The sequence below is a fragment of the Lysinibacillus sp. FW301-JW8 genome, from assembly GCF_058788755.1.
The window spans coordinates 24,325-45,747 of the sequence record NZ_JBYTBB010000046.1 but is presented as its reverse complement, the minus strand read 5'-3'; the positions used below and the strand labels follow the sequence as shown (position 1 = coordinate 45,747).

Genomic DNA, 21,423 nt, shown 5'->3' with positions numbered 1-21,423 from the left:
GCGGCTCATCGGACGCCCCCAGGAAAGCACTCAGTCGGAACGGAGATCAACCCCTCGTTTTGAAAAAGGGCTATACTATTTAATTTGTCACCTTGATTTCATTGACATAATAGTATTTCAACAACATGACTTGCAACTGTTGTTCTAACAGTTGCAAGTTTACTTATTGCAGTAATTGTAGGTATTACACTTAGCTGGGTTCATCGCAAAACAATTATTAATTATATCGTATGTTTAGTTGGCCTATTTGGGATATTCAAGTCTATATTTTGGTCGAGAATTTTACTAATCTTAATTTTCGCCATTTCGTTAGGCTGGTTTCCTGCGATGGGCTCAGGTGGTTGGCGCACTTTTACCCATAAGGAGAGGAACTATGAAATTTATTGTTGGTAATTTGATTAATAATCTACCAAATATAAAAACTGGGCGTGTATTAACAACACAGGAGGTTTTTACAAATTTGATTGAGCAGGCTGTGCTTGCTGAAAATTTAGGGTTTGATGGATACGGAGTAGGAGAAAGACATGGTGCACCATTTTTATCCTCTTCTCCTACTGTGTTATTAAGTGCACTAGCAATGAAAACCTCTAAAATTCGACTGTTAACAACAGTAACTGTGCTGAGTGTTCTTGATCCTATACGAGTTGCTGAGGATTATGCAACGCTGGATCATTTATCACAAGGACGATTAGAAGTCATTATTGGCAAAGGTAATGATCCTAGACATTATCCATTATTTGATGTCAAAGATGAGGATCAATGGGCAGCCTTAGCTGAAAAATATGAGCTTTTAAAACGCTTATGGAATGAAGAGAATGTAAGCTGGCAAGGTAAGTTTCGTTCAAAAATTGATCATGTAACGACTGAGCCTCGACCTTTTCAGCAACAAATACAGATTTGGCATGGGAGTGCTTCAAGTGAGCTATCAACAGAACTAGCAGCAAAAAATGGAGATCCTATTTTTTCCTCCAATACCTTCCATGAATTAGAAAAATATCAAGACCTTATAGATCATTATCGCAGACGTTTAGAGCATTATGGCTTTGATTCACAGCAGGCTATTGTAGGTGCAGGAGCGAGAGGTTTATACATTGCTAATACAAATGAAGAAGCGATTGAAAGGTATCGACCTTATTATGAAGGCTTTATGAGCACTGAAGCCTCAAAGGTGAATAATTCGCCATTTAAAAATTTAGAGGATCATATTGAGCGTGGCTCCGCATTAGTTGGTAGTCCAGATGCAATTATTGAAAAAGTCATCAAGTATCATCATGCATTTAAGCATCAAGTCCAGATGCTGAGTGTAGAAGGGCTTGAATTGTCTGAGCAAAGTGAACAATTAGAGCGTTTTGCAACAGAAATCATGCCTGTACTCAAAAAAGAGCTTCCAAGCACGATTTGGGACAAAAACGAAGCATTCACACTGCAATAAATAATACTATTCAACTAAGTTTACATTGATAAAAGCGAGGGATATTATGAAAAAAATAACATTTTTAAGTTTGCTATTGTTAACGTTGGTTCTAACAGCTTGTGCAGGTACTGAAAAGCTTGAGGGAGATACAAGTAAAAATGATACGGCACAGAGTGGAAAGGAAGTTAAAAAAATTATTGTTGGTACAGGTACACAATTTCCAAATATCTGCTTCTTAGATGACAAGGGAAATTTAACTGGTTATGATGTGGAGCTTGTTCGTGCTATTGATAAGAAGCTGCCAGAATACGAGTTTGAATTTAAGACAATGGAATTCTCCAATTTATTACTAAGCTTGGAAACAAGAAAAATTGATTTTGTTGCGCATCAAATGGAAGTCAATAGTGAGCGCGAGGAGAAGTTTCTATTTAATAAAGAGCCCTATAATGTATTTCCATTAAAGGTAACCGTTAATGCAAAAAATAAAGATGTTCAATCTATTGATGATTTAAAAGGAAAAAATGTGAGTGTTTCCCCAACTAGTAATTCAGCAGTCTTTATTGAGAAATACAATAAGGAGCACGATTTAGGTGCTAATATCGTCTATTCATCAGGCTCAGTAGATGTAAATAATCAACTTGCGACAGGTCGTGTGGATGCAATTATAACAACACCATTTGCTGTGAAGTATTATAACGAAAACAATGAAGCACAGCAAAAGGTAGTGGGAGACGCATTATTAAATTCAAAGGTGTATTTTTTATTAAATAAAGATGAGGTTACCCTACAGCAGCGCCTTGATGATGCTATTCGTGAATTAAAGGAAGATGGTGTTATTAGTGAGCTAAGTAAAAAGTGGTTAGGTGATGATTATACGGTGGACTTTTAAATAAATCAGAGAGGATGAAGGAAGTATGGCAAATGACTTTGACTTCGCGCTTATAGCAAAAGTACTTCCAATATTACTTCAATATTTACCAGTAACACTTGAAATTTTAGTGTTTTCTATTCTTTTTGGCATGCTGCTTGGTATAGGTATAGCTATACCAAAGCTGCTTCATATCAATGTTTTGAGGCAAATAATAACCATCTATATTTCGTTTATTCGTGGCACACCGATATTAGTACAATTATTTTTAGTGTTTTATGGCATACCAGCTTTATTAAAGATTGTGCATATTGATGTAACAAGAATGGATGCCATGTATTTTGTCATTATTACCTACACGTTAAGTAATGCTGCTGCATTTGCAGAAATCTTTAGAGCCTCGATTTTAACAGTGGATCGAGGGCAAATAGAGGCTGCATATTCAGTAGGCTTAAATGGTACACAGGCCTTTGTGCGGATAATCCTCCCTCAGGCCCTCCGTGTTGCCTTTCCCAATATTGCAAACACGATAATTAGCTCCTTAAAAGACACATCTCTCGCATTTTCAATTGGTGTCATGGATATGGTCGGGAGGGGAGAGACGCTTATTGCCTCTACCACAAGAGCGCTTGAAATTTATTTGGCACTATCTATCGTCTATTATGTCATTGTGATGCTGCTAGAAAAGGTACTAAAGAGTAATGAGCGCTATCTTAATCGCTATATGCCAAAGGAAGCTGTCTAGCTAGGAGGTAAGAGTTATGACCATAGATTTTGCATTTATTTTCGAAGCTTTTAAAGAAATTAGTAAGGTATTGCCGTTAACCTTGTTTATGACAATTACACCAGTCTTATTGGGTATTCTCATCGGTGTCATTGTTGCCTTTGTTCGAATCCAGCAAACTAAAATTTTCGCACCGTTGTTAAACTTTTATGTATCTTTCTTTAGAGGAACACCCATTATTATGCACATAATGCTCGTTTATTTTGGGGTACCTATCATAGTGGATGTTCTTGCGAAAGCATTAAAACTAAATGTCCAATCAAGCTCTATCCCTATATTATTATTTATTTTACTTGCATTGACATTGAGTGCAGGTGCCTATGCCTCCGAAATAATTCGATCAGGGATTTTAAGTGTACCTAAGGGGCAGTTAGAGGCAGCTTATGCAGTTGGTTTAACATTTTCGCAGGCAATGCGACGGTATATATTACCTCAGGCATTTAGTAAATCAATTCCTAATTTTACGAATATTTTTATAGGCTTTTTACATGCCACATCGCTAGCTTTTTTTCTTTCAGTGAAAGAATTAACAGGTGTAGCAAATATTGTAGCCTCTATAAATTTAAAATTTTTGGAGGCATTTATTGCTGTCGGTCTTATCTATTGGTTCGTTTCAGCCATCGTTGAATGGCTTGCCCATCGTCTTGAAAAAAGAGTGACTGCCTATAATAAGGGAGGCATTTGACGAAATACTTGTAAATTATGGTCTGTAAAGAAAGGGGAATATACAATGACAGTAGTGGAAATAGTGATTGAACAGTTAAAAGTGAAAGATTATGCACGTTATTTAGAGGTTCTTGTAGAGAGCTATTCACAATATGAGAAAGAATATAATAATCCAGAGGATTGGGCTTCATATTTAAGTGCTATTCGTGCATCCGTAGGCAACCCTGATGCAGAAACAATTTTAGTGGCAAAGCAGGGGGATGAGATTTTAGGAGGGCTTCAGCTATTTACGGATTCTGAAAAGGCTTATGGTTTGCCAGAGCTTACTATACATTCTACCATTGTACGTTTACTTGGCGTACATCCTAAGGGAAGGGGATTAGGCATTGCGAAAAAATTATTACATGAAAGCTTTGCCTTCGCACGTGCTCGTCAGGATCAAGCTTTATATTTACATTCGGGCGATATCATGCAGGTTGCCATCAATCTTTACTTATCATTAGGCTTTGTACGTGATGAATCTAAGGATTTTCGCAAGGGAGATAAGCTGGTAAAAGGCTTCCGTTATGATTTGTAAAATAGAGTAAAGTATATTTAGTAGCTTTCAGTTCAAATATCCAATTAAAAGATTATTGATTGGCACAGCGGTGCTCTGATTCCCCCTAGAGTGTTAAATACTGCTGTGCCACTTCATTTATCAAGGCAATTCATGGCTCTCAAGGAGTTGCTCATCACCTTACATACACGTTTTGCACATAGTCATAGGGAAAGGAACCAAGTTAGTTTCTTTCCCTATGGCATTTTTCATTTAAGCTTCTACCTTTAGTTTTCCATAGGCTAAATAAGGGAAAAATCTCTCAAAAAATCGTTCAGTGGCAGGCATAAAATAAGAGCCGAAATGGAAATCAGGATCTAGTGTTGTAATAATCCATGTCCCGTTAGTAGAAACAGAATCCATGTAAAGTACAGCACCGCCATCCTCTGTTGTTATTAAAATATCTGCATTCTTAGGAGGCCAAAATACGCCATGTTGATGCCAAGTGCAATCAGCCAATGTTAAATAGTCTGTAAACATTGGATGGGATGGTTTTTGTAACACTAAACCGCTAGAAGCACCCTTATCAAGCCACCACCAGAAATTGGTTGGCCTTTCCTCCCACTGCTGTTCCGGTAGCCAATTCCATGGCTGTGGTCCAAATGCTACGACAATACCACCTCTCTCTGCAAACGAATGGATTTTCTCCACACTGTTAAGTAGAAGTCTGTTATTTAATTGCGAGGGAACAATTAATACGTCCAGATCATCTATTTCTGTTTCAAGAAAATGTGGATGATAAATGATTCGCTCTATATATTGATTAAATTTTGGTTCATGGAATGTACGATAATGGGATTCATTACCACTATAGATAACACCGATTTTTCTCATAGTTGTGAGGGCTCCTTTAAAGTTTGTACTTCTTCTTCCAGCCATGCAATAAATTGAGGGCGAATGCAGTCGGTTGATTTATTTTCATTAGAGTATCCTAATAAATCTCGCCCTGCATGAACTAGAATAGTGCCCTTTGTTGTAGCTCGATCAACGTATGTAACAGGTTTACCATTTGCAAACGTAAGTAGTATTTCTGTATTTTCAGGTGGGTAATGATAGCCACGAGCAAAAAAGCCTGCTACACCTTGTTTAAACGTCATATCTTCGGTTGTTACTCCATTGAAGATGGCTGAATTTGCGGTTGGAAATACCTCATAGTCTTTATAATTTTGAATCAGCTGAGGCATGAATAGTCCACAACCAGGCAGCCATTCACGAAATAAATGTCCGCAATATACCACGATTTTACTTTGTGCTAAAAAGTTAGTAATCTTCTCCCGGTGGCTGTATAAAAATTCTTGATCGATGAAATTAGGAATCATGAGAACATCCACTTTTTCTAAATCTTCTTGCACAAAATCATATTGATCAATAGTTTTTGCTTCACTTCCAGTATCTTTTTGCATGCGACCATTTACTCCAAAAGCATGTCCAGGATCTAACTTTAATATGGTCATTAAGGCATTCATAGTCATTCCTCCTTGTTTATAATAGTTCAATGTTAAATGATATTAGAAAAATGTTTTATGTGCATTATAAAAGATGCATATGTCATTAATTTGACGTAAAAACCCTGTAAATAAAAGGAATTAAATAAATTATAATTGACATTGAAAATCATTATCAATATACTGTAGTAGGTATTTAAATGCAAATGATAATCATTATCAAAATATAGAAAGAAAGGTGAATGCTTTTTGAAGCCAATAGCTTATGTAGGTATTGATATTCAATTTTCAAGATTGACGGACGAGGATAGACGGCGCGGATTAACATTTTTATATTTATATGATTTACCCTATACAGATTTACGTGCCTATGCAGGATTAATTATTACAAATCTAGTAGAGGAGCAATTTTTGTTAGAACACAAACCTATTCTGGATCAATATTTATATCAAGGTGGCGTTATTTTTTCTCTCACGGAGACTTCATTACCATGGCTAGTTGGTGTGCCAGAATGGAAACGATCACCGATTCCACTAAAGGACCGTGAAATTATCATTAAAGAGCCTTTTCATCCTTTGTTTGCAGGAATAAATGCATATGATATTAACTACCGAAAAGGAGTTAGAGGTTTTTTCTCACGAGGATATTTTGAAAAAATTCCATTACATGCTGAGGTGCTTGTGACAGATCAAAGCGGTGCAACCATTATTTATGTTGATCGTGATTCAACAAATGGCACAATTTTTGCAGGAGCGGGAACGGATATTTATCGTGTTTTTATAGACGAAGAAAATTCCTCTCGTCAGTTAAGTTTACACATGCTGTCATGTATCCGAGAAGAGTATGAGCGCAATCAATTAAATGGGGTGAATACACAATGATTGGGATTGTGACAAATGGATTACCTTTTCAAAAACGCTTTTTTGCAGAGCAGGAATTTCATTATTTATATGATGATATTTTACATATTCGTGAATTACATCGGTATAATCTAGCGGATTATGACACTTTGATTTTATCGTGCCGCTTAGATCTTCCACATTTGAAGCGTTATCAGTCACAGCTAATTACATTTTTAGAATCTGGGAAGAGGATTATTATTTTTGGTGAGATTTTAGATCATTGGTTCCCTTCAATCGATTGGGAGGAATCGGAGGTTAATTTTAGCTGGTGGGTACGTGATGGCGGTGATCTTCCAATGAATGAGCAAAATACGACACATCCTTTATTTAAATATGTCACGCTACGGGATATGAAATGGCATTATCATGGATCATTTTTGCCGCCAAAGGGAGCAAAGTCATTATTAGATATACCAGGTGGTCGCTCTCTATTTTATATTGACAACGTAAGTTTTACTGGTGAGTTGGTAGTGACAACGCTTGATCCAATGTTCCATATTGGATTAGGCTTTATCGATCAGTCTAAGCCCTTTTTACATGGGATTGCAAAATGGTTAAGAGAGGAAGAAAAATAATGAAAAAATATGGTTATTTGGCAACTTTAGCATTAACAGCTATGCTAGTGGCTTGTGGCAATCAGGATGAAGCATCAGTATCTAAATCAGCTACTGAATCTTCAAAATCAGAGGTACAAACTACTGCAGAAGAAAAGGTTGTAACGGATCAGCTTGGACGAGAAGTAACTGTACCAGGTAATATCGAGCGAGTTGTGACAGGCGGTATATTACCTTATTTCTCTACATGGTATGTTGCTACAAATTCAACAAAAGAAATTGTTGGTATGCACCCTAACTCATATAATGCTGCAAAAAATTCAATTTTAGCTAAAATCTCACCAGATGTATTAAAGGCAGAAACCTCTTTCGTGCAAAATGGGGAAGTTAATGTTGAAGAGCTAATGAAAATAAACCCTCAACTATATGTTGAAATTTCTACTAATGAGGATTCCATTAATAAAATTACTGAAGCTGGTATTCCTGTTGTGGCTGTAAAAGCGATTGATGCAGCTGCTGCGGAGCCATTGGCAACATTTAATAGTTGGCTAACGTTAACGAGTCAAATGACAGGAACAACTGAGCGTGCGGATCGCTTCCTAGATGAGGGCAAAAAGGTTCAGTCTGAGCTTGATGCGAAATTAAAAGACGTAGCTGTTCAGGACAAGCCACGTGCTATGATGTTGTTTATGCATAATGATAAATCAATAACTGTGGGTGGCAAAAACTTTTTTGGTAATCAATGGCTTAATGCAACAGGTGCTATAGATGTTGCTGAAAATGATGTACAAGGAAAAAAAGAAGTGAATATGGAGCAAATTTACGCATGGAATCCAGATATTATTTATATCACGAACTTTACTGAAACACAGCCCGAAGATCTGCTTAAAAATAAGGTCAATGGGCAGGATTGGAGTCAGATCAAAGCAGTTCAAGAGGGTAAAGTGTATAAAATTCCTTTAGGTATTTATCGCTGGTTCCCACCAAGTGGTGATGCACCATTAATGCTAAAGTGGTTGGCACAAAAAAATCATCCAACATTATTTGATTTTAAAATAGAAGATGAGATTAAGACTTATTACAAGGATTTCTACGAATTTGATATTTCTGATGATGAAATTCATTCTATATTAAACCCCTCTTCAGACGCAGCGAAGTATTAAGGATGATGCAGTCATGAAGAAATGGAAAATAGCACTTTTATGGTTACTGCCATTTATGGTAGCAATCGTTTCTCTAGGTGTTGGACGATTTGAAGTTAGCCTTGAGCATATTATTAAAATTTTGACCTCTCAAGTACTCCCTGTAGAACAGACATGGACGCAGATGGAGGAAACAGTCGTATTGAACATTCGTTTACCACGAATTTTGCTAGCGTTATTAATTGGCGGTGGTTTATCTATAGCTGGTGCAGGCTTCCAGGGGATGTTTGGAAATCCACTTGTATCACCAGATATACTGGGAGTTTCTGCTGGTGCAGGATTTGGCGCATCTCTAGGCATATTATTATTTGGACAAAACTTTACGGCTCAAGTATTGGCATTAATCTTTGGGTTAGGGGCTATTGGTTTTACTTATTTAATTGCTGGTGCTAAGAAGAATGCGCCTATTTTTATGTTTGTGCTGGCTGGTGTGGTGACGTCAGCCCTGTTTAATGCGTTAATTTCATTAACAAAATTTGTGGCTGATCCAGAGGAAAAACTGCCTGCGATTACTTATTGGCTAATGGGTAGTCTTGGCACGGCAACCTATAAGGATTTATTTATTGGAGGACCATTAATATTAATAGGAATTTTAGTGTTGTACTTATTACGTTGGCGTTTGAACATTTTAACATTGCCTGAAGATGAGGCAAAATCAATGGGTGTGCCAGTGACACGGTTAAAATGGTTAGTGATTCTTGGGGCAACTTTAATTACAGCAGCATCTGTAGCAGTTGCAGGAATTGTCGGTTGGGTAGGCTTAATTATTCCACATGTGGCGCGTATGCTTGTAGGGAATAACAATCAATATGTATTACCAGTATCCGTCGCAATCGGCAGTATTTATTTATTAATCATCGATGATTTAGCGCGCTCATTAACAGCAACGGAAATACCACTGTCTATTCTAACAGCCATTATTGGCGCCCCATTTTTCGCTTATTTATTACGCCGTTCAGGAGGTGGCTGGGCATGAAAATTGTAGTGGAAGGCGGCAATTTTCATTACGAAAAACGACGAAAAAAATTACCGAATTTATATGCGCAAGATATCCATTTTTCCTTGGAGCCCGGTGAAATAATGGCAATCTTAGGTCCCAATGGGGCAGGGAAAACAACACTATTAAAGTGCATTACAGGACTTCTTGAATGGAAGAAGGGGAAAACTTTAATAGATGGTCATCCACTAGAATCATTCAATCGTAAAGAACTTTGGAAGCGTATTGGCTATGTACCTCAAGCCCATAAAATGGTCTTTGGTTTTTCTGTAGAAGAGCTTGTTATCATGGGTAGAGCACCTTATATTAGTACACTTGCACAGCCGACTGCTAAAGATTTGGAAGCTGCTCATCAGGCATTAGAGACGATAGGTATAGTACATCTTGCTAAAAAATCATGTAATGAAATCAGTGGCGGTGAGCTACAATTAGCCTTAATTGCAAGAACGCTTGTTTCCGAGCCAGAGGTTTTGATTTTAGATGAACCAGAATCTCATTTGGATATTCAAAAACAAATGATTATTTTACAAACCATTAAACGATTAGCCAGGGAGCGGGGGATTTCTTGTATAATCAATACCCATTACCCTAACCATGCATTTTATCTAGCGGATCGAGTGTTAATGACGGCGAAAGAAAAAGGGGTCGTCTATGGAAATGTACAGGAAGTCATGACAGAAGTCAGGATGAAGGAATACTTTGGAATTGAATTAAAAAAAATAATAGTTGAAGAGGAAGATTACCTTGTTGAGACGATGATACCTCGTGCATTAGGTACAGAGCGTGGTAATCTTTAATAAAAAACACGATCCCGTCTTAATGACGAGATCGTGTTTTTTGCAAGATTACATAGTGAAAATTTTCCCTGGGTTCATAATATTATGGGGATCAAGTGCTGCCTTTATGCTTTTCATCACCAAGAGGGATGTACCATGCTCTGTCGATTGGTATTTCATTTTGCCAATTCCCACCCCATGCTCACCCGTACATGTTCCACCACGCAGTAAGGCATATTGGACAATATGCTCATTAAAGCGATCTGCTTGTGCACGTTCAGCAGAATCATTTGGATCTAGCATTAGCAGTGCATGAAAGTTACCATCTCCGACATGACCAACAATGCCACCTGCTAGTCCAACCTCTTCAAGTTGCACCCGTGCATATAAAATGGTTTCAGCTAATTTTGAAATTGGTACACATACATCAGTCGACATAAGCTTTTTCCCAGGATAGGCATGGATATATGCATAGGCTAAGGAATGGCGTGCCTGCCAGAGCTTATTACGTGCTGCTGTATCATGCTCGAATTCAACTGAAAGACAATCGAAATCCTGGAAAATTTCTGTTGCGAATTCTATGTCAGCATGCATACCAGCTTCATTGCCGTGGAATTCTAAAAATAATGTAGGTTTTTCTTCATAAGATGTTTCATTATAAATATTTGCCTGTTTAATAGAGGCTTCATCGACCAGCTCAACACGGCCAATTGAAATTCCGACCTGCAATAATGCAGTTACTGCACTAACAGCATCGCCAACTGTTGCAAAAACTGCACGCCCTGCAGTTATAAATTCAGGAATTCCAAAGATCTTCAATGTTAATTCTGTAAAGCAGCCAAGTGTACCCTCTGAGCCAACAAATAGGCTATTTAAATGATAACCAGAAGATGATTTAGCAGCAAGGCTCCCAGTGTGAATAACAGAGCCATCCGCTAGCACAACCTCTAAGTCACGAACTTGATCTCGCATAACCCCATAGCGCACTGCGGTTGTCCCACTGGCATTGGTAGCAGCCATACCACCTAATGTTGCATCAGCGCCAGGATCGACTGTAAATTGGAGTCCGTGTTTTTTTAATTCTTTATTCAATTGATCTCGAGTTACACCAGGTTGTACTTTTACCAACAGGTCGTCTGGCCGAATATCTAAAATAGCATTCATTTCAGAGAAATCGATAGAAATACCATTGGCAATGGGAATTGCATTTCCTTCTAAGCTTGAGCCAACACCGAAAGGTACGACTGGTACACGTTCTGCATGCGCGATTTTCAAGATGGCACTGACATCTGCTGTGGAACGGGGAAAGACAACGATATCTGGTAAGCTCATTGCATGATGAGACTCGTCCTTTCCATGAAGCTGTCGCACCGTTTCGTTTGTTGACACTTGTTCTTCTAATAAAACCTTTTTTAGTTGATTGATGATTAAATCTACAGCAACAGTCATTCCAATCCCTCCAAATTTTCTGATAAGTAAAACTTTATCATGCATTTCTTGGAAATGGAATGAAATGTTTAGCAATTTTGCTTTGGCGTAGTTGTAGCTGCAGAAAACATTTGCTACTGTCGTACAGATAGATAACCAATGCGTCAGGATTTTGAATTCTTTGCAGGGGACTATGGGCAAGTCTCCAAAAAATATAGATGTCTAACCCCTGTATTACAGTAAGTGTTTGGTCACCTAAACCGCACTATCTGAACGGTTTACAGAAATCAGTGAGCAAATGCTTTTTCTAGCTTTTGTACAAATGCGTCCTGCTCAGCTGTACTAGATTGCTGCCACCACTTTTCAAAAAATACACCAAGCCCTGGTAGTAAATGCTCTTCACCACGACTGATCGCATCTTCAACAATATCTTTAAATTCAGCCGCTGTTTGACCATGTACGTTTGTCGTAATCGCATCTCTTATTTGAAAATTCATCTATTTCGCCTCCTTAGTGATAATTTGTCCAGCCTTTGAAGAAATATGTATAGAATGACAGATAAAACATACGATTTTTTATTATTCTATAAGAATTCTCAACAAATATCGGTAGAGATTTATACAAAATTTCTAATCATATCAATAAAAGAGGTATTCGCCTCCTGCATAATATAATAAGTAAGATAGAGGCACCTAGGAATAAAGGACTGTGCATAGTCGTTAGGAAAATAGGATGCCACATTGTAATAAGCTATCATCTGAACAGCCATTTGAAGAGGTATTGGAAAAAGTCCAGCCAATGATAACGTCAATCTTTTTAAAGCTCCATATCTATAAAGATTATGAATATTACCGCCACATTGCTTCGATAGCGGTATGGGAGGCTTGGTGTAAAGCAGATCCATTGAAAGGAATATTTTCGGCTTATATTTATACAACGGTTAAGGGAGAGCTGTTGAAGGAGCTGAAAAAAGAAATGACATTCGAAGAGCTTCATGTACCTATGGATGATGAAACAATAAATTATGTTCGAGGTTTTGAAATAAATCAAAGAAGCCCTGCGGATTTAGAAACTTTATTGGCTGAATTAAAGGAGGAAGAAAGAGCTATATTATTGCTTTTTTATATAGACGGTTATAATTATGCGGAGATCGCACAAGCATTACATTTATCAGTATCAACTGTTAAAAAAAGACGCACTAGAATCATGACAAAACTACGTAATCTGAGGTCCACTATAGTAAAATAAAGGGATAAAATAGCAAAAGTATGCTAATATCTAAATAAAATGAATATTAGCATACTTTCAATACTTGCATACAACTTCCAATAAAAATGCTATGATTTGTAAGAAGTCAAAAAAATATACAATTTTTAAATTGATTTTTTAAATAGGTAGATAAATTTACCTATATAATTTATTGATATATATTTAGTATGGAGGGTTTGGATTGGAAAATTGGTTTAAGCATTTAGAAATTGAAAAGAAGGAGTTTTGGTATATAGTTTTGCCGTTATTGCTAGTAATACCCCTATTAGGTTTTAGTAATCAGGTCTATGGTATTTTTAAGGAAGATAGTTATCTTTATTTGAATTTAGTTATAAAAATACTCATTATTGTTTTTACTATGGCAATTGCCATTCAATCTTGGCTTGTTTTTTCACATCTACCATCAAATCAAACATTATACATAGGTAATTTGTTTTTTATCACTGCATTATTGGAATTAGCAGGTTTAGTTATTCATCAAAACTATTCCGTTCATTCACAGTATGCGGTAATAAGTATACATATCATAATGCGTTTATGCTTGGCAATTGGCTTTTTATTTATTATTGTAAAGCCAAAACAAAATATAGCGATGAGTTATCGTTATTATACATATGGAAGTTCCGTATTGTTGGTATTATTCAGCCTTTTTCTAGTGTATTTATCTTCAAGGCAATTATTGTTTGAAAATCAGTTGAATAAAATAAATGATTTTGTTCATTTAATGTCTGCTGTTTTTCAGATTGTCACAATAGTTATTCTAAGTAAATATTTTAAAAAGATACCAAAGCGTGTAATGTGGCTTATTAGTGCTGCCATCTATTTAATTTTTAGTGATATTTTCTTTGTCATCAGTAAGGATTGGCAATCTATTTGGGGATTTTCAGCACTGATTTATCAATTTTTTGCATTCTATTTTTTCTTAAAGGCCATTTATTATACAACTGTAGAAAAACCTTACCAGCAGCTTTTGAAAATCAAACAGGATTTGGAGCATTCACAGCAAGAGCTTCATTTTCAAGCCTATCATGATGATATTACACAGCTTCCAAATGAGCATTTATTATTGAAAACCTTAAAGGAAAGTTTGCATGAAAATAACTATCAAAAGGCAATTATTGCCATCGAAATTGATCGATTAGCAGCTATTCGTGCATCAATAGGGATCAGCTATTCCAATAAGATGATGAAACTTGTTGCTGAAAGGATACAAGCGATATTACCTCCTCATTATTTTGCAACAAAACTTAATGAAGGTCAGTTTATTATTTATATTAATCATGTTAAAACAAGAGAAGAGCTATTACAATTCTGTTTAAATTTAAGAAATGTAATGAAAAAGCCCTTACAAGTACAGCTATTTTCACTTAATGGTAATCTTAATATAGGCATTGCCCTGCATGAAGAAGATTGTACAGGTGAAGAACTTTTAATGCATGCACAATTAGCAATGAGAGAGGCTAGTCATCTACCTCAAAGATGTCTGTTTTATAAACCTTATATGTCAAACGGAGTTGCTGATCGTATTCTTATTGAACAAGAGTTACATAAGGCACTGGTTAATCAGGAATTTTATTTGGATTTTCAGCCGCAGGTAAATTTAAAAACAGGAAAAATTGAATCTGTGGAAGCACTTGTACGCTGGCGTCATCCAACACGTGGGTTTATGGCTCCAGATCAGTTTATATCAATTGCTGAGGAATCAGGGCTTATCATTCCATTGGGAAAATGGATTTTAGAAACAGCTTGTGCTCAAGCTAAGGCTTGGGAGGAGCAAGGATTACCACCTATGAAGGTAGCAGTAAATCTTTCACTTGGACAATTGTTCCAGCAGGATTTAGTGCAGATGGTACAGGAAATTTTGCAGCGTACACGTTTAGAACCGAAGTATTTACAATTAGAAATCACGGAAAGTATGACGATGAATATTGATCAAATGACACAGCTACTGTATGAATTAAAGGCGTTGGGTATTCAAATTGCTGTGGATGATTTTGGAACTGGCTATTCTTCACTTTCCTATTTAAAGGATTTTCCTATTGATTGCTTAAAGATTGACCGAGCATTTGTTCGAAATATTCAGCATAATCCAAATGATGAAGCACTTGTGTCCATGATTTTATCGATGGCGAAGCATTTGCGACTGAAGGTTGTTGCAGAGGGAATTGAGGAAGCCGAGCAGCTTGCTTTCCTTATTGAAGGAGATTGTGATTATATTCAGGGTTACTTATTCAGTAAACCGATTTCAGCTGAACAAATCTCTAATAACTTTAAAGATTTACACAGACATGCCTTTGATATTTTAACACAATTTACATATGTAGAAGATTACATTATTTGAGGTAAAGAATATGAAGAAAATTATATTAGCACTAGGCTATATAATATTTAGTACAACTTTTTTGTACGTGTCTTTAAAAGCTTTGATTTTATCTACAATGAGTATTTCTTTTCCGAATATTCCATTTATTTTCATAGGAATTCTAATGATAATAATTACAGTAACAGTAGGATTATTTTTACGGAGATTTGCCAGTGATAGTAAAAATCTGATGCTAGTCTCAACAGTTATTTCGTGGATTTTAGTGTTATTCCTATTTTGGTATTTTTAAAATTTTATTGGTAAAAATCCGCTAAAGTGTTATTGTAATGCACATTCATAGCGGATTTTTTTTTCTATTCAGCGGGTGTTTGAACACCCACTGAAATAGAGGAACTCAGACTAAGAACGCCACGTCCTGTGGCAATTTATCTGTGCGAAAGCGAAGCGACAGCAACACATGACTGAGTGACCAACATCACGTTGGCCCAAAGCCCCCGCAAAATGTCACGGATTTTGAGAAGGAGCTTTTCGAATGAGCTCGAAAAAATCCGAACGCATTGTTTATCTGTAGCGAAAGCAAAGCGGCAGCTACAATTATGCTGGGGTTTAATTTATTAATGCATAAGGTACTCTTCCTTTAATTCTCCTATATCCACCTCAGATCGCTCCTCTAAAGAACGCCGTAAATGGACAGTTGCTGTTTTCCCATCGTCATGAAGCTTATCAATCCAGATAGATACGCCATTATAACTGACTTCATATTCTAATGGTGAGGCGACTATTTCTTGTGCACGTTTAAGATCCACTTGAAGTCCCCCTTATTTTTTTGACTTACCCTCTTTAGTAACCGAATGAATAATTTCCATAAATTCTTTAGAAAACTCTTCACTCACTTTATTGGGCGCTATTTTTTGGTTTTTTGGCGTTTGAGGCAAAGCTCCTTTATTGGCGCTTTTCCCTTGTTTATTGTCTCTTCCCATGTTAGTTTCTCCTTTCGTTTTGATATTTCTTAATATGGCTTTTGCATCGAATTTTTATCAAGGGGAAATTTAGGGAACGTAAAAATGTTAAACAGCTACGAATTATTTTGGGAAAATAGGTAACCTTAAAGAAAACAGATTCTAACTTACAATGTTCAAAACAATTTCTTCCATTCTATTAATGTGATAGGAGCTTTCCGCTCTGGCACTCGCTTTCCGCAGGCACAGCGTAAGCCGCAACCCTCGCTCCGCGCGGTTTGTTGCATCTTACGTCTTGTGTTGTTCCTGCTGGAGTTTCGCGCCGCGGCTACAAGCTCCTTCTAGCAGAATGGAAATATAAGTAATCATTTTTACTCATTTAGAGTTCTAAAAGAAAGTCTTTATAGTGAGAGCTTTTTTATGGAAAAATCATTATTTAATAGTACCCAATTTTGTGGGAAAGGAAAACCTAATGCCCAATAGCTAATCCCTCTGAGATTATATTGTCGCACCATATCAAATTTAGCTTGTGCACTTCGAGCATCTTCAAACCAAACTTCATGTTGTTTCCCATGTTCATCAACATAGCGAAAATACGGTGATTGTGCAACTCGGTCATATTGAATGGTTGCGCCATATTTTATTGCCCGATTCACAGCCTCTTGAGGACTGAAGGTTTCTGCTTCTTGCCCTTTCACATGCGGTAAAAGCCAATCACGAGCATAAAGCTCAAAGCCTAAAAGTATTTTTTCAGCAGGCATAACAGATAATGCATATTCCACAACTTTCCTCATTTCATTAATGGGAGATATTGCTTGTGGCGGGCCAAGTCGATACCCCCATTCATAAGTCATCAATACTACAAAATCTGCAATTTTTCCATGTGCTTCATAATCATGTGCCTCATACAATGTTCCTGCCTGTGTTGCACTTGTTTTTGGTGCAAGTGCCGTAGATACTAAATAACCTTTAGGATGAAGACGGTCAACAGCTAGTTGAAGAAAGGCAGTATAATTTTCTCGATCTGCAGGAAGAACGTTTTCAAAATCAATATTTAAAACTTTATAGCCCTTCTCCTGCATTACTTGCAGAGTATTCGTAATAACCTTTTCACTTAATGCTACGCTGGATAAAATAACATGTGATAGGTTGGAGCCGGCTTGAGTAGAAGAAAAGTTTGTAAGTGTTAGCATAGGTGTAATGTTTTTAGCATTGGCAGCTGCGATCATTTCTTGATCATTGAGCGGCTCTAAAGTTCCATCCTCCTTTATCATATAAGCAAAAGGACTGAAATAAGTAAGAAGATGACCGATGGCGTTTATAGATTGAACAGCTTCTTCTGGTTTTTCATACGTATAGGCGTTTACCTCAATTAAAGGCTTTGCTCTTGGGATTATTAAGTGTGTACCTACATAAATCAGATTTGGATTTGAAATGCCATTTTCAACGGTAATGGCTTGAACAGTCGTACCATATTGATGAGCTATTTGGGATAATGTCTCTCCAGGTTGTACGATATGAATAATAGGTGGAATTACTAACTGAGTGCCAGGCGTTAATAAATCAGGATTGGTTAAATGATTGACAGAGACAATAGATTGAATCGATACGTTATATTGTTGTGCAATCGACCATAAAGTTTCTCCTTTTTTGACTGTATGAGTTGTATAGGGAGAGGGAATAACGAGTGATTGTCCGATTACTAATTGGTCTGGATTAGATAATCCATTTAATTGAATAATCTCCTGAATAGGTACGGAATAGTGGTTTGCTATTTGCCACAGTGTTTCACCTGCACTTACCACATGTATAATCATTGGACACCTCCAAAGTAGTTTTCATATTGCATCATATGTATAAAGGAAGAGAATGAGTATTTTTCTGAAAAAGCCTTAGCTCTTTTCTGTGGATTCAATGAAGCTACTTGAGTCTCTTCATAACCCAATTACCTTATAAAATATTTTATAGTTCATATTCTTTCCAAGTGATTTGCATAGGATAAAGCATATGCATTGATTATTTGAGAAAGGGGCTGCCTTTTGAAGAAAGTAAAGCTCACTGGAAGAATCGTTACCCCTGATGATCCGGGATATGATCAGGCAAGAACTAATAATAACTTAAATAATTCCAAATATCCGAGCATCATTGTGTTTTGTCAAAATACAAAAGACGTAATAAATGCATTAAGCTGGGCAAGGGAAAATAATGAACCATTTCGAATAAGAAGTGGCAGGCATAGCTATGAAAATTATTCATTATTAAATAAAGGTCTTGTTATTGATATTAGTGACATGAATGGCATTCATCTCAATCTTCAGGAGATGACAGTTAAAATTGAAGCAGGAGCAAATCTTGGAAGCGTGTATCGTATATTAGGGGAACAGGGTGTGACAATCCCGGCCGGAACAGAAAGCAGTGTGGGTGTCGTGGGCTTAACACTTGGAGGAGGTATTGGGATGCTATCTCGTCCATTTGGGTTAACTTGTGACAATTTGATTGACATTGAGATGGTGGGTGCAAGTGATCATGAAGGAGCAACAATTATTCAAGCAAACAGGCAGAAAAACAGTGATTTATTGTGGGCTTGCTGTGGAGGTGGTGGTGGCAATTTTGGTATCGTAACTGCACTTACCTTTAAACTACATCCAATTAGTGATGTTGCTATTTTTTCCATTACGTGGGGTTGGGAGGATTTTGAACGTGCCTTTGACACATGGCAAAAATGGGCACCATATACAGATGAACGCTTGACGTCCCAGATTGAGCTTAAATCAAAGGAGATAGGTGAAATTGTTGCGCAAGGAGAGTTTGTCGGTTCTGCTTCGGAGTTAAAGAAATTACTACGTCCTTTAAGGAAAACAGGAACACCCATTAATATATGGATAAAGGAGATCCCATATTTAAAGGCTGTAGAATTTTTTGATATACCAAGTGGTAACCAGCCAGCCTTTCGTAAAAGATCTGGTTCTTTTATTGAAAGACCATTTCCACATGCCGCCATTGCACAAATGAAAGAATTCTTAGCTAAACCACCAAATAGAAATACAACTATATGGCAGCAATCTTTAGGAGGTGCTGTAGGTCAAGTTGCACCCAATCGTACTGCCTATTATTATAGAAATGCTTTAATGGCACAGGAGTACAATACTTCTTGGAAAAAATCTAAAGAAGAAGAGAAAAACATAAGGTGGGTAGAAAATGTCAGACAGGCTTTGTCTCCATACACTACTGGGGATTATGTCAATTTCCCTGATCACTATATTAAAGATTGGTTGACTGCCTATTATGGTCGTAATATACGTAGATTAAGAGAGATAAAGACGAAATACGATCCTTTGAATGTGTTTCATTTTCCTCAAAGTATCCCGCCTAATCGAAAATGGCTTTAGGTAGTGAATCAATTACGCCCCAGCATAATTGTAGCTGCCGCTTTGCTTTCGCTACAGATAAACAATGCGTCCGGATTTTTTTCGAGCTCGCCTCGAAAAATTCCTCTTCAAAATCCGTGACATCCGCCACGTTATGGTGGGGAGGAATTTGTTGTTATTTTACCTGAAACTAATCAAGACGAGGCAAAAGCTATTGCAGAACAATTGCGGCAAGCTGTAGAGCAAGCAGAGTGGCAAACTGGCCGAATCACAGTGAGCGTCGGTATAGCCACAGTTCACAAAACGGATAATGAGACTACTATTTTACAAAGAGCTGACAAGGCTTTATATGCTTCTAAGGAAAATGGTCGAAATCGCATAACACATAGTATGGATTTAACAAATGGGGATTTTTTTAAACAATGAAAAAAGATGGCGATTAAGAAAATTACTTAATTGCCATCTTTTTGTTGTTATTCTGCCAGCAATTTTTTTATTGATGGGACGTCTGCTGGAGCAAAATTTAATTCTAAAAGCTGGTGTCGAGCTACCCATCTGATTTCAGTATGTTCTAAAGCAAGTGGTTCTCCGCTAATTATAGTAGCTTTATATGTCTCTAATCGCACAGTGAATTCCCGATATTCATAAGTGGTATCCTCTACTTTGTCGTTCACCTCTATAGAACAATTAAATTCCTCTAATATTTCACGAGCTAATGCCTGTTTTGATGATTCCCCTGCTTCTATTTTACCACCAGGAAATTCCCAATAGTTAGCGAGTACCATTTGAGGATTTCGTAATGCACAAAAAATTTCATCCTTGTCATTTTCAATAATTGCGCCCACTACGTGTATATGTTTTTTCATTTTATTCATCCTAAAGTTTTTTATAGTCAGTATATGAAATACTGTAGATTATAACATGTAGCTTTATACTTTTGTTACTAAAAAATAAAAGCTATCTTCACTTAAACAGTTTTTCCACGACTATGTAAATTGTTATTTTCTACTGTATAATAATAATCAGTAAATAGGAAAAAGGCGGTACGAGGTACGATGAAAAGAATTGAATCTACGCAAAATGCATTAGTGAAATACTGGAAGAAGCTAGCGACGACACGTAAAGAGCGTGAACGATCTGGAGAATTTATCATAGAAGGATTCCATTTAGTAGAGGAAGCATTAAAAAATAAGGAGCAGGTAATGCAACTCATCGTGTGTGAAGGTGTAGATTTACCAATGCTTTGGCCGATTGACGATATTGCCATCATTGAAGTGACTGTAACTGTTGCGAAGGAATTTGCTGAAACGGAGACCTCTCAGGGTGTATTTGCAGTTTGTAAGCAACCTTTAATAGTGGAAGATGTAATGGCTTCGTGGCGAAAGGTATTATTGATTGATGCTGTACAAGATCCTGGAAATATCGGAACAATGATTCGTACGGCTGATGCTGCGGGCTTGGATGCAGTTATACTAGGCAAAGGCAGTGCGGATATATATAATCCTAAAACACTTCGTTCTGCACAGGGCTCACATTTTCATATTCCAGTGCTTCGTGGCGATTTGGAGGACTGGATAGAGCATCTTCAGGAAAATGGTGTACCTGTATTTGGAACGGCTTTAGATGAAGATGCGGTTGTCTATAGCGATATTCAGCATACTGGTGCTTTTGCCATCATTATGGGCAATGAAGGCAGTGGTATCCATCCGCAATTGCTTGCTATGACCGATCAAAATATTATGATTCCTATTTTTGGACAGGCAGAATCATTAAATGTAGCGGTGGCAACAGGAATTGTATTATATGGTTTTGTTAAATAAACGGATAGAAGTGTCAAAGTAGCTGATAGAACTATCGAACAGATGGATAGAA

22 protein-coding genes and 1 pseudogene are annotated in these 21,423 nt (G+C 37.0%); 15 read left to right on the top strand and 8 right to left on the bottom strand.

Translation table 11 applies throughout. From position 1 onward, the window contains the following. The first annotated feature begins 373 nt into the window (after positions 1-373). From AC3WOM_RS17805 to AC3WOM_RS17785, 5 genes are read left to right on the top strand one after another with little or no spacing between them, the layout of a single operon-like run. Positions 374-1,432, top strand: a complete 1,059-nt coding sequence (locus AC3WOM_RS17805) for an LLM class flavin-dependent oxidoreductase (protein WP_492447806.1) — start codon at positions 374-376, stop codon at positions 1,430-1,432. A 46-nt stretch (positions 1,433-1,478) separates the two neighbouring features. After that, the gene (locus tag AC3WOM_RS17800) at positions 1,479-2,303 is read left to right on the top strand and encodes a transporter substrate-binding domain-containing protein (RefSeq protein ID WP_492447805.1); all 825 of its coding nucleotides are present in this window, start codon (positions 1,479-1,481) and stop codon (positions 2,301-2,303) included. Positions 2,304-2,328: 25 nt separating this feature from the next. Continuing rightward, a complete protein-coding gene (locus AC3WOM_RS17795) occupies positions 2,329-3,027 on the top strand; it encodes an amino acid ABC transporter permease (protein ID WP_492447804.1) in 699 nt (232 codons plus the stop codon). Positions 3,028-3,043: 16 nt separating this feature from the next. Continuing rightward, the gene (locus tag AC3WOM_RS17790; RefSeq protein ID WP_492447803.1) at positions 3,044-3,751 is read left to right on the top strand and encodes an amino acid ABC transporter permease; all 708 of its coding nucleotides are present in this window, start codon (positions 3,044-3,046) and stop codon (positions 3,749-3,751) included. Between the two features lie 45 nt (positions 3,752-3,796). Beyond that, positions 3,797-4,309 carry a GNAT family N-acetyltransferase gene (locus AC3WOM_RS17785; protein WP_492447802.1) on the top strand — a complete coding sequence of 171 codons (513 nt, stop codon included), beginning with the start codon at positions 3,797-3,799 and terminating at the stop codon, positions 4,307-4,309. Between the two features lie 231 nt (positions 4,310-4,540). Here the strand turns inward: AC3WOM_RS17785 and AC3WOM_RS17780 are convergent, their stop codons facing one another. Together AC3WOM_RS17780 and AC3WOM_RS17775 are read right to left on the bottom strand one after the other, a co-directional pair. After that, positions 4,541-5,161, bottom strand: a complete 621-nt coding sequence (locus AC3WOM_RS17780; RefSeq protein ID WP_427548217.1) for a hypothetical protein — start codon at positions 5,159-5,161, stop codon at positions 4,541-4,543. After that, complete coding sequence (locus tag AC3WOM_RS17775; RefSeq protein ID WP_492447800.1) at positions 5,158-5,793, bottom strand: hypothetical protein; 636 nt, start codon at positions 5,791-5,793, stop codon at positions 5,158-5,160. Before AC3WOM_RS17775 ends, AC3WOM_RS17780 begins: the two co-directional genes overlap by 4 nt. Positions 5,794-6,021: 228 nt before the next feature. Between AC3WOM_RS17775 and AC3WOM_RS17770 the strand changes: the two genes are divergently transcribed. The 5 genes from AC3WOM_RS17770 to AC3WOM_RS17750 are packed head-to-tail and all read left to right on the top strand — an operon-like array spanning position 6,022 to position 10,225. After that, a complete protein-coding gene (locus AC3WOM_RS17770) occupies positions 6,022-6,654 on the top strand; it encodes a hypothetical protein (protein WP_492447799.1) in 633 nt (210 codons plus the stop codon). Then, positions 6,651-7,250 carry a hypothetical protein gene (locus AC3WOM_RS17765; protein WP_492447798.1) on the top strand — a complete coding sequence of 200 codons (600 nt, stop codon included), beginning with the start codon at positions 6,651-6,653 and terminating at the stop codon, positions 7,248-7,250. The genes AC3WOM_RS17770 and AC3WOM_RS17765 overlap by 4 nt, the downstream gene beginning before the upstream one ends. Next, on the top strand, positions 7,250-8,392 hold the full coding sequence (locus AC3WOM_RS17760) for an ABC transporter substrate-binding protein (RefSeq protein ID WP_492447797.1): 1,143 nt from the start codon (positions 7,250-7,252) through the stop codon (positions 8,390-8,392). The genes AC3WOM_RS17765 and AC3WOM_RS17760 overlap by 1 nt, the downstream gene beginning before the upstream one ends. Before the next feature lie 13 nt (positions 8,393-8,405). Beyond that, a complete protein-coding gene (locus AC3WOM_RS17755) occupies positions 8,406-9,407 on the top strand; it encodes a FecCD family ABC transporter permease (protein WP_492447796.1) in 1,002 nt (333 codons plus the stop codon). Continuing rightward, positions 9,404-10,225 (top strand): ABC transporter ATP-binding protein, encoded by an 822-nt coding sequence (locus tag AC3WOM_RS17750; RefSeq protein WP_427548205.1) that lies wholly within the window; start codon positions 9,404-9,406, stop codon positions 10,223-10,225. Before AC3WOM_RS17755 ends, AC3WOM_RS17750 begins: the two co-directional genes overlap by 4 nt. A gap of 48 nt (positions 10,226-10,273) precedes the next feature. Here the strand turns inward: AC3WOM_RS17750 and AC3WOM_RS17745 are convergent, their stop codons facing one another. After that, positions 10,274-11,653: an FAD-binding oxidoreductase gene (locus AC3WOM_RS17745; protein WP_492447795.1), complete on the bottom strand. Its 1,380-nt coding sequence runs from the start codon at positions 11,651-11,653 to the stop codon at positions 10,274-10,276. A gap of 266 nt (positions 11,654-11,919) precedes the next feature. Continuing rightward, a complete protein-coding gene (gene sspI, locus AC3WOM_RS17740; RefSeq protein ID WP_427548201.1) occupies positions 11,920-12,129 on the bottom strand; it encodes a small acid-soluble spore protein SspI in 210 nt (69 codons plus the stop codon). Positions 12,130-12,364: 235 nt separating this feature from the next. On the opposite strand from sspI, the gene AC3WOM_RS17735 reads away from it, so the two are divergent. Beyond that, positions 12,365-12,880 (top strand): RNA polymerase sigma factor, encoded by a 516-nt coding sequence (locus AC3WOM_RS17735; protein ID WP_492447794.1) that lies wholly within the window; start codon positions 12,365-12,367, stop codon positions 12,878-12,880. 253 nt (positions 12,881-13,133) lie between these two features. Continuing rightward, entirely contained in the window at positions 13,134-15,242 is a 2,109-nt protein-coding gene (locus AC3WOM_RS17730; RefSeq protein WP_492447807.1) for a bifunctional diguanylate cyclase/phosphodiesterase, read from the top strand. A gap of 596 nt (positions 15,243-15,838) precedes the next feature. Here the strand turns inward: AC3WOM_RS17730 and AC3WOM_RS17725 are convergent. The 3 genes from AC3WOM_RS17725 to AC3WOM_RS17715 form a co-directional block, all read right to left on the bottom strand. After that, positions 15,839-16,030 carry a small, acid-soluble spore protein, H family gene (locus AC3WOM_RS17725; protein WP_492447793.1) on the bottom strand — a complete coding sequence of 64 codons (192 nt, stop codon included), beginning with the start codon at positions 16,028-16,030 and terminating at the stop codon, positions 15,839-15,841. 12 nt (positions 16,031-16,042) lie between these two features. Continuing rightward, positions 16,043-16,204, bottom strand: a complete 162-nt coding sequence (locus tag AC3WOM_RS17720; RefSeq protein WP_427548195.1) for a YfhD family protein — start codon at positions 16,202-16,204, stop codon at positions 16,043-16,045. A gap of 380 nt (positions 16,205-16,584) precedes the next feature. Next, positions 16,585-18,000 carry a LysM peptidoglycan-binding domain-containing protein gene (locus AC3WOM_RS17715; RefSeq protein ID WP_492447792.1) on the bottom strand — a complete coding sequence of 472 codons (1,416 nt, stop codon included), beginning with the start codon at positions 17,998-18,000 and terminating at the stop codon, positions 16,585-16,587. A gap of 222 nt (positions 18,001-18,222) precedes the next feature. Between AC3WOM_RS17715 and AC3WOM_RS17710 the strand changes: the two genes are divergently transcribed. Next, positions 18,223-19,572 (top strand): FAD-binding oxidoreductase, encoded by a 1,350-nt coding sequence (locus tag AC3WOM_RS17710; RefSeq protein WP_492447791.1) that lies wholly within the window; start codon positions 18,223-18,225, stop codon positions 19,570-19,572. 141 nt (positions 19,573-19,713) lie between these two features. Then, positions 19,714-19,977 (top strand): annotated as a pseudogene (locus tag AC3WOM_RS17705) (GGDEF domain-containing protein); the annotation flags it as partial. Positions 19,978-20,024: 47 nt separating this feature from the next. On the opposite strand, the gene AC3WOM_RS17700 reads toward AC3WOM_RS17705, so the two are convergent. After that, positions 20,025-20,417, bottom strand: coding sequence for a (deoxy)nucleoside triphosphate pyrophosphohydrolase (locus AC3WOM_RS17700; protein WP_427548185.1), 393 nt, complete (start codon positions 20,415-20,417; stop codon positions 20,025-20,027). A 189-nt stretch (positions 20,418-20,606) separates the two neighbouring features. Here AC3WOM_RS17700 and AC3WOM_RS17695 point away from each other — a divergent pair, with 189 nt between their 5' ends. Then, on the top strand, positions 20,607-21,371 hold the full coding sequence (locus tag AC3WOM_RS17695; protein ID WP_492447790.1) for a TrmH family RNA methyltransferase: 765 nt from the start codon (positions 20,607-20,609) through the stop codon (positions 21,369-21,371). Positions 21,372-21,423 lie beyond the last annotated feature (52 nt).

What these genes read in the sequence shown, in the direction of transcription:
- AC3WOM_RS17805 (WP_492447806.1), top strand. Translation starts at nt 374, where the DNA reads ATGAAATTTATTGTTGGTAATTTGATTAATAATCTACCAAATATAAAA.
- AC3WOM_RS17800 (WP_492447805.1), top strand. Translation starts at nt 1,479, where the DNA reads ATGAAAAAAATAACATTTTTAAGTTTGCTATTGTTAACGTTGGTTCTA.
- AC3WOM_RS17795 (WP_492447804.1), top strand. Translation starts at nt 2,329, where the DNA reads ATGGCAAATGACTTTGACTTCGCGCTTATAGCAAAAGTACTTCCAATA.
- AC3WOM_RS17790 (WP_492447803.1), top strand. Translation starts at nt 3,044, where the DNA reads ATGACCATAGATTTTGCATTTATTTTCGAAGCTTTTAAAGAAATTAGT.
- AC3WOM_RS17785 (WP_492447802.1), top strand. Translation starts at nt 3,797, where the DNA reads ATGACAGTAGTGGAAATAGTGATTGAACAGTTAAAAGTGAAAGATTAT.
- AC3WOM_RS17780 (WP_427548217.1), bottom strand. Translation starts at nt 5,161, where the DNA reads ATGAGAAAAATCGGTGTTATCTATAGTGGTAATGAATCCCATTATCGT.
- AC3WOM_RS17775 (WP_492447800.1), bottom strand. Translation starts at nt 5,793, where the DNA reads ATGAATGCCTTAATGACCATATTAAAGTTAGATCCTGGACATGCTTTT.
- AC3WOM_RS17765 (WP_492447798.1), top strand. Translation starts at nt 6,651, where the DNA reads ATGATTGGGATTGTGACAAATGGATTACCTTTTCAAAAACGCTTTTTT.
- AC3WOM_RS17760 (WP_492447797.1), top strand. Translation starts at nt 7,250, where the DNA reads ATGAAAAAATATGGTTATTTGGCAACTTTAGCATTAACAGCTATGCTA.
- AC3WOM_RS17755 (WP_492447796.1), top strand. Translation starts at nt 8,406, where the DNA reads ATGAAGAAATGGAAAATAGCACTTTTATGGTTACTGCCATTTATGGTA.
- AC3WOM_RS17750 (WP_427548205.1), top strand. Translation starts at nt 9,404, where the DNA reads ATGAAAATTGTAGTGGAAGGCGGCAATTTTCATTACGAAAAACGACGA.
- AC3WOM_RS17745 (WP_492447795.1), bottom strand. Translation starts at nt 11,653, where the DNA reads ATGACTGTTGCTGTAGATTTAATCATCAATCAACTAAAAAAGGTTTTA.
- sspI (WP_427548201.1), bottom strand. Translation starts at nt 12,129, where the DNA reads ATGAATTTTCAAATAAGAGATGCGATTACGACAAACGTACATGGTCAA.
- AC3WOM_RS17735 (WP_492447794.1), top strand. Translation starts at nt 12,365, where the DNA reads ATGCCACATTGTAATAAGCTATCATCTGAACAGCCATTTGAAGAGGTA.
- AC3WOM_RS17720 (WP_427548195.1), bottom strand. Translation starts at nt 16,204, where the DNA reads ATGGGAAGAGACAATAAACAAGGGAAAAGCGCCAATAAAGGAGCTTTG.
- AC3WOM_RS17715 (WP_492447792.1), bottom strand. Translation starts at nt 18,000, where the DNA reads ATGATTATACATGTGGTAAGTGCAGGTGAAACACTGTGGCAAATAGCA.
- AC3WOM_RS17700 (WP_427548185.1), bottom strand. Translation starts at nt 20,417, where the DNA reads ATGAAAAAACATATACACGTAGTGGGCGCAATTATTGAAAATGACAAG.
- AC3WOM_RS17695 (WP_492447790.1), top strand. Translation starts at nt 20,607, where the DNA reads ATGAAAAGAATTGAATCTACGCAAAATGCATTAGTGAAATACTGGAAG.